This window comes from Janthinobacterium sp. AD80 (assembly GCF_002878455.1).
Classification (GTDB): domain Bacteria; phylum Pseudomonadota; class Gammaproteobacteria; order Burkholderiales; family Burkholderiaceae_D; genus Janthinobacterium.
In genome coordinates, this window is the sequence record NZ_NRDQ01000131.1 from 22,765 (window position 1) to 29,046 (window position 6,282).

The window sequence follows — 6,282 nt, forward strand, 5'->3', positions numbered from 1 at the left end:
AAGGCTATTACCCATGGCGCAAGTCAACAACGTGCACAAGCTCCATGCTACCCGAAATAAAAGCGAAACGCCCGAACGTTTGATCGCCCGGGCGTTTACTTACATGCTTAGCAATACCGGTAGGGACTCATCAAGCGCGGCTGGTCAACACTTTGTCGATCAAACCATACTCAACGGCCTCGTCGGCGGACATGAAACGGTCGCGGTCGGTGTCCTTGGCGATCTGTTCGATCGACTGGCCCGTGCGCTCGGCCATGATGCCGTTCAAGCGGGTGCGCAGGTAAAGGATTTCCTTTGCCTGAATCTCGATATCGGACGCCATGCCTTGCGAACCACCGGACGGCTGGTGAATCATGATGCGCGAGTTCGGCAGCGAGAAACGCTTGCCCTTGGCGCCAGCGGCCAGCAGGAAAGCGCCCATCGATGCGGCCATGCCCGTGCACAGGGTCGACACGTCCGGCTTGATGAACTGCATGGTGTCATAGATGGCCATGCCGGCCGAGACCGAACCACCTGGCGAGTTGATGTAGAGCGAGATTTCCTTTTCCGGATTTTCGCTTTCCAGGAACAGCAGCTGGGCGACAACCAGGTTGGCCATCTGGTCATTGACCGGGCCGACCATGAAAATCAAGCGTTCCTTCAGCAGGCGCGAGTAAATATCATACGAGCGCTCGCCGCGACCGCTTTGTTCCACCACCATCGGTACCAGGCCGAGCATCTGTGTGTCCAGCGCTGGATTACGGTTCATACCTGTCATTTCATTTCCTTGTGAAGCAGTTAGGGGGTGCCGCCACTACCTCGCGGCGGCGGCGGCATCCGGATACCAACTGGTTTACGCTTGTGCGTTGCTTCCCATCAGTTCGTCGAAAGCAACTGCTTTCGTCGTGACTTTCGACAGGCCCAACACGTAAGTGACGACGTTTTCTTCCAATACAAGGGCTTCGATCTCACCCAGACGACGACGGTCGCTGTAGTAGTACTTCAGCACTTCGCGTGGATCTTCGTAGCTTTGGGCGAAATCTTCGATCTGCGCCTTGACTTGCTCAGGCGTTGCCTGCAGGTTGTTGTCGCCGACCAGCTGCGACAGGATCAGGCCCAGGCGTACGCGACGCTCGGCTTTTTCCGCGAACAGTTCTGCTGGGAAAGGCACGTCCTTGACGTTCATGCCGCGCTGCGCCATATCCTGACGGGTCATTTCGGCCAGACGCTCGGAATCCTGAGCGATCAGCGTTTTTGGCACTTCCAGCTCAGCAACTTTGATCAGCGCGTCCATGACGGCTTCCTTGTTGCGTGCTTTCACGCGGCCAGCGACTTCGCGCTGCAGGTTGACTTTGATGTCTTCGCGCATTTTGGCCAGGTCGCCATCGGCAACGCCCAGCGACTTGGCGAATTCGGCATCGACTTCCGGCAGGTGCGCCCATTCCAGCTTTTGCAGGGTGATGGTGAACGAAGCGGTTTTGCCGGCAACGTCTTTACCATGGTAGTCCTCTGGGAACGACAATGGGAAGGTCTTCGACTCGCCCACTTTCAGGCCCAGGGTCGCGGCTTCGAATTCTGGCAGCATGCGGCCTTCGCCCAGCACGAAAGCGTAGCCTTCAGCTTTGCCGCCCGGGAATTCAACGCCGTCGATCGAGCCGACGAAGTCCACGGTCACGCGGTCGCCGTTCGCAGCGATCGGCTCGCCGCCGTCGCCGTGTTCGCCAGCTTCGCCCTTGGTGTGGAAGTGCACGCGCTGCTTGCGCAGGATGTCGATGGTCTTGTCGATTTCGGCTTCCGACACGTCGGCTTGCACGGTTTCGATTTCAACGGCCGTCAGGTCGCCGATGACGACTTCCGGATACACTTCGAAGGTTGCGTCGAAAGCCAGCTGGCCTTCTGCTGCTTCTTCTTTCGGCACGATGTTCGGGAAACCGGCGACGCGCAGGTTGTTTTCGTTGGCGGCGTCGTTGAAAGCGCGGCCGACTTTGTCGTTCAGCACTTCCGATTCGATCTGGTAGCCGTATTGTGCTGCGACCATTTTCAACGGCACTTTGCCCGGACGGAAGCCCGGTGCCTTAGCCGTACGGGCTTGCACTTTCAGGCGCTTCTCAACTTCCGTGCGGACGTCCGTCAGCGGGAAGGAGATCGTGATACGACGTTCGAGTTTGCCCAAGGTTTCGACTGCAGTTGCCATGTAAAAAATCGTCCAAAAAATAAGATACTGTTGTTGCGAGAAAAGAAGACCCGACCCCTTGCGCCATCACTGGCGACAAGACATGGGTCCAGCTTCACTCGCTCGCATATTCATCTGTAACGTACTGAAGGCAGGACGATGGACCTGGTCTACCCGGCATGGGGTTGCCCCCACCAGGCACCAAACAATCCGCCGCCTTCAATACCGCGACAGGGCTCCGAGCGTCCAGCCATGCGTCTAGGTAAATGCAGGGCCGGCCATCATTCGGTAAAGCGTGGCATTATAACAAAGGACTACGGAGAAGTGGCTGGCTTTGCGGCCCGGCCACAGAGGATGCCAGCGGCAGCGAACGAGTCGCTACAGCCTGGGTGTGCCCTGTCTTTACTCTTGCTCCGGCATTCTTCATTTCGCCAGAGACAGGCTTTCCAGCCTGCTTCGTTCATTAGTATATGCGAACTGTCGCCCCGTCCGAAACAAAGAAATGCGCTCCAGACGAAGATTTCAGGCAAAAAACCTTTGATTTGCCTCAATTTGGCCATTTTTAAGGCAAACCTGAGCGCTATCTCTCCCCTCAAAGTGAATTTAAGGGAGAAAACATCATGAGTGACAGCATACCTGGCGGTTCCAGCAACGCCAAAGCCAAGCTGCAAATGGTCCTCAGCCGCCTGCTCGACGGCGTTTCCGATGACGATCTGCAAAAAATCCAGACGGAAGTCGATGAAATGGAATTGCGCATGCGGGGCGATGGCCACCACGACCACGACCACCCCACCGTGGCTTGAGGCGGCCGTGCCTGCGCCTGCCCTGCGCACCACGCCACCGGATCCCGATGTGCTGGGCGCCGTGGAAACGGCGCTGGTGCGCCACCGCGCCTTCGGTGACAGCGATTACATCCGCGGCCAGCTGGCTGTCGCCTACCGGCGGCGCCTGCACAAGCTCGGCAGCACCCTGCCCGAGGCCGCACGCCTGGCCCGCCTGCTGGACGCGGCGCCGGCCGTGCGCCAGCGCCAGCTGCTGGGCGACACGGTACTGCGCTGCGCCGTGCAGCACGCCATGCGCCAGTTGCACCTGGGCGACGACTACGGCCTGCCCCTGCCCCAGTGCGCCGCGCTGTTCCAGGCGGCTGGCACGCATCTGCAGTCCGGCTTGCCCGGCGGCCCGCTGACGGCGCACCTGCCCGCCATGGCGCGCCTGCACGTCGCGCCTGCGCATGAGCAAGCGGAAAGCGCTGCCGGAGCGGGCGAGAACGGGGCGGACGACACCTTTAGCGATACCTATGCCTATAACGCCCCCTATAACGACACCTATATATGGCACGCGTGGCACCAGGGCACGCCGTATGCGACGGCCTTCCTCGCCGTGATGGAAGATAATTATGGCGCGCCCCTGGCCACGCCCACGCCGCGCGAGCGGGCCCTGCTGCGCCGCGGCCTGCGCTTGCTGGAAACCCTGCTGCCCGCGCTGGCCGCCAGCGCCCTGTCGCACGTGCAGCTGATCGCCCTGTTTCCCAAGCTGGGCAGTTGGCGCGGCAAGGCGTCCAGCTCACAGTTCCGCGTCAATGGCAGCGTGTTCCTGAACCAGGAACTGATCGGCAACCCGTGGTGGCTGGCTGAGCATTTGCTGCACGAAGCGCTGCACCAGAAACTCTACGACTTTCGCCACGGCCACAGCCTGCTGGCGCCCGACTATGCGCGCGACGATGGCGCCAAGGTCTACTCGCTGTGGAACGCGCCCGATGATGACGGCAATCACTACTGGGATGCGCACCGCGTGTTTGCCGCCTTCCACGTGTATGTGCACCTTGCCTTGCTGTGCCTGCAGGCCGAGCGGCAGGAAGCGGCGCTGGCGCCCGAGTATGGCTGCATCGGCAACAACATGAGCGGCAGCCGGCGCGCCATCGACCGGGCCCGCTACCTGGGCGAACAATTGCTCGGCACCACCTGGCCGGAACTGGGGCTGGCCGGGCGCCAGATGACGCGCTGGCTGCTTGATGTGCTCGACACAATCGACACGCAGCCACGGCCGGCAGGCGCCACCCTGCACCTGCTGCTCGACCTGTACGAACGCCAGAGCCGCAAGCTCGACACTTTCCTGGCGCGGCAACCGCCACCCCGGGACGACACCTTGCAACGGCAGGCGGAACACGAGCTGGCGGCGGCGCGCGCGGCACTGCGTTTGCTGGACAGGGAGATGCCTGTGCCAACGCCAGAAACGGAGGGGCTGGACATGGCGCAGCGCTGGCCGCAGGCGCGGCAATGCGTGCTCACGGCGCTATGGCCGCTGACACACGAGGAAACACTGCTGAAAAGAACAGGCTACCCGCAGGCGCAGGCGCTGGTGACGCACATGGTGCAGGAATCGAGCCGGCAATTGGCGGCGCTGGGCGCACTGGGGTCATGATAAACTGATGGCGGGCTGACGTAGCCCTGACGACTCTCTTGATAGTGCTGCACGTCCGGGCTGGAACAACCCCGACTGGTGCGGATGGGGAGACTCGAACTCCCAAGCCGAAGCACTGGCTTCTAAGACCAGCGTGTCTACCAATTCCACCACATCCGCATTTTGTACGCAGCTTGTACATACCACTTGACTGCTGCTGCCGATTTTAACAACTCGGGAGCATTCTGGCTACCATGGACTTGTCAACCAGGCCCGCAGCAAAGCAAAGGCGGCATTCTACTGGATTTCTCAGAGGAATGCCGCTTTTTTTTACCGCCCGCACAGGGCGCCGCCGGGCCAGCCGGCGACATTTTTCAAGCCAAAAGCAGAGACCGGGGCCGCCCCTTCACGGTACGACCAGGCCCTTTTGCCGTCCGGGCACATGGGCGAAGGCGCCAGGCGGCCCCGCCCTGCGCCGTCACACGACTGGCGTGCCCGCTTGCCGGGCGTCAGGCTCCGGCTTTTTGACCCGGAACCAGGCCGCATACAGTGCCGGCAGGAACAGCAACGTTAACGCTGTCGCCAGGATCAGGCCGCCCATGATGGCGACGGCCATCGGCCCCCAGAACACGGAGCGCGACAAGGGTATCATGGCCAGCGCGGCGGCGGCGGCCGTCAGCACGATGGGGCGGCAGCGGCGTACGGCCGAGTCGATGATGGCATCCCATGGCGCCGAACCATCCTTGATGTCCTGCTCTATCTGGTCGACGAGGATCACCGAGTTGCGGATGATCATGCCGAACAGCGCGATGATGCCCAGGTTGGCCACGAAGCCCAGCGGCCGGCCCAGCGCCAGCAAGGCAAAGGCGGCGCCTGCCACGCCCAGCGGACCGGTCAGGAAGACCAGCAAGGCGCGCGAGAAACTGTGCAGCTGCAGCATCAGCAGGGTGAAGATGATGAAGATGGCCAACGGCAGATTCGCCGCGATCGACGCTTCAGCCTCGCCGCTGTCGGCCGCCACCCCTTTCACGGTGATGCGGTAGCCGGCCGGCAGCTTGGCGCGCAAGGCGTCGAGCTGCGGCGCCAGCTGCGTCGACACCGTCGCACCCTGGATGCCGTCGATCACGTCCGATTGCACGGTAATGGCCCATTCACGCTTGTCGCGCCAGACCACGCCCGGCTCCCATACGAAATGCACGCGGGCCAGCTGCGAGATGGGCACGGACTTGCCTGTTGCTGTCGGAATATTCGTGTCATTCAGCACGGAAATCGTCGCCCGCTCGGCCAAAGGCTGGCGCACCTGGATATCGATCAGTTTATTGTCTTCGCGAAATTGGCCGATGACCGTGCCCGACAGGATGGTATTGGCCGCCTGCATCACCGTTTTCGAAGTGACGCCCAGCGCGCGCATCTTGTCCTGGTCCAGATCCAGGCGCAGTACTTTCACCGATTCATTCCAGTTGTCATTCACGCCCAGCGTATTCGGATTGGCGCGCATGATGTCCTTGACCTGGTCGGCAATGGCGCGCACGCCAGCCACTTCCGGCCCCGTGACGCGGAACTGCACCGGATACGGCACCGGCGGTCCGTTCGGCAACAGCTTGACACGTCCCCGCACTTCCGGGAAATCCTTCTTGAAAACGTCGACGATTTGCTGGCGCAAGCGTTCGCGGTCCGCCAGGCTCTTCGGCAACACCACCACTTGCGACACATTCGTCTGCGGGAAGATC

5 protein-coding genes and 1 tRNA gene are annotated in these 6,282 nt (G+C 61.6%); 2 read left to right on the top strand and 4 right to left on the bottom strand.

Annotated features, from left to right (window positions below):
* Nucleotides 1–130: 130 nt before the first annotated feature.
* Nucleotides 131–748: an ATP-dependent Clp endopeptidase proteolytic subunit ClpP gene (clpP, locus tag JaAD80_RS21935; RefSeq protein ID WP_374106380.1), complete on the bottom strand. Its 618-nt coding sequence runs from the start codon at nucleotides 746–748 to the stop codon at nucleotides 131–133.
* Between the two features lie 84 nt (nucleotides 749–832).
* Nucleotides 833–2,173, bottom strand: a complete 1,341-nt coding sequence (gene tig, locus JaAD80_RS21940) for a trigger factor (protein WP_102297407.1) — start codon at nucleotides 2,171–2,173, stop codon at nucleotides 833–835.
* A gap of 599 nt (nucleotides 2,174–2,772) precedes the next feature.
* Here tig and JaAD80_RS30425 point away from each other — a divergent pair.
* Entirely contained in the window at nucleotides 2,773–2,955 is a 183-nt protein-coding gene (locus JaAD80_RS30425; RefSeq protein WP_146012474.1) for a hypothetical protein, read from the top strand.
* Nucleotides 2,918–4,573 (top strand): HEXXH motif-containing putative peptide modification protein, encoded by a 1,656-nt coding sequence (locus JaAD80_RS21950; RefSeq protein WP_146012475.1) that lies wholly within the window; start codon nucleotides 2,918–2,920, stop codon nucleotides 4,571–4,573. The genes JaAD80_RS30425 and JaAD80_RS21950 overlap by 38 nt, the downstream gene beginning before the upstream one ends.
* Nucleotides 4,574–4,649: 76 nt before the next feature.
* On the opposite strand, the gene JaAD80_RS21955 is transcribed toward JaAD80_RS21950, so the two are convergent.
* Both JaAD80_RS21955 and JaAD80_RS21960 read right to left on the bottom strand, forming a co-directional pair.
* A tRNA-Leu gene (locus JaAD80_RS21955) sits at nucleotides 4,650–4,732 on the bottom strand.
* 298 nt (nucleotides 4,733–5,030) lie between these two features.
* Nucleotides 5,031–6,282 (bottom strand): efflux RND transporter permease subunit (locus JaAD80_RS21960; protein WP_146012476.1); only part of this gene is annotated, 1,252 nt, incomplete at its 5' end.